General features: G+C 76.3%; 1 protein-coding gene. It reads left to right on the forward strand.

What is annotated here, in order from left to right:
• A partial coding sequence (locus NBZ83_RS32380) for an NAD(P)/FAD-dependent oxidoreductase (RefSeq protein WP_261576543.1) occupies positions 1 to 855 on the forward strand: 855 nt, incomplete at both ends.

Genomic DNA, 855 nt, shown 5'->3' on the forward strand with positions numbered 1-855 from the left:
GCTCACCCGCCTGCGCGCCGCCCTCCCCGCCGCCGCCGGCGCCGACGCCGGCGCGCCCACCGGCGAGTCCGCGCCCCGGTGGCTGGACGCCGACCAGGCCGCGCGCCTCATCCGGGTGCCCGGCGCGCTCGGCGGGATCCTCGACCCGCAGTGCGCCGCGCTGCACCCGCTCAAGCTGGTCCGCGGCCTCGCGGCGGCGGTGCAGCACCACGGCGCCGAGCTGTTCGAACACTCCCCCGCCCGGCGCATCGAGCCCGGTCGAGTGGTACTGGCCGACGGCGAGATCCAGGCCGACGCCATCGTGCGCGCCACCGAGGGCTACACCGCCGCCCTGCCCGGCGTGCGTCGTGACCTCGTTCCCATCTACTCTCTGATCATCGCCACGGAGCCGCTACCGGAATCGGTCTGGGCGGAGATCGGCTGGAATCGCCGGGTCACCCTGTCCGACGGACGCCGGCTGATCGTCTACGCCCGGCGAAGCGCCGACGGCCGGATCGTCCTCGGCGGCCGCGGCGCGCCGTATCACTTCGGCTCGCGCACCAGCCCCGCGTTCGACTCCTCCCCCGCCGTCTTCGAGCACCTCCGCCGCACCCTGGCCACTCTGTTCCCGGCCGCCGCGAACGCCCGGATCACCCACTGCTGGGGCGGCCCCCTCGGCGTCCCCCGCGACTGGACCCCCGGCGTCTCCTTCGACCCCGACACGGGCCTGGGCTGGGCCGGCGGTTACATCGGCGACGGCGTGACCGCCGCCGCCCTGGCCGGACGAACCCTCGCCGACCTGATCCGCGGCCACCGCTCGCCCCGCACGGAGCTCCCCTGGGTCGTCAACCACCGCCGCCCCTGGGAACCCGAACC

Source organism: Frankia gtarii (assembly GCF_025403375.1).
GTDB lineage: Bacteria > Actinomycetota > Actinomycetes > Frankiales > Frankiaceae > Frankia > Frankia gtarii.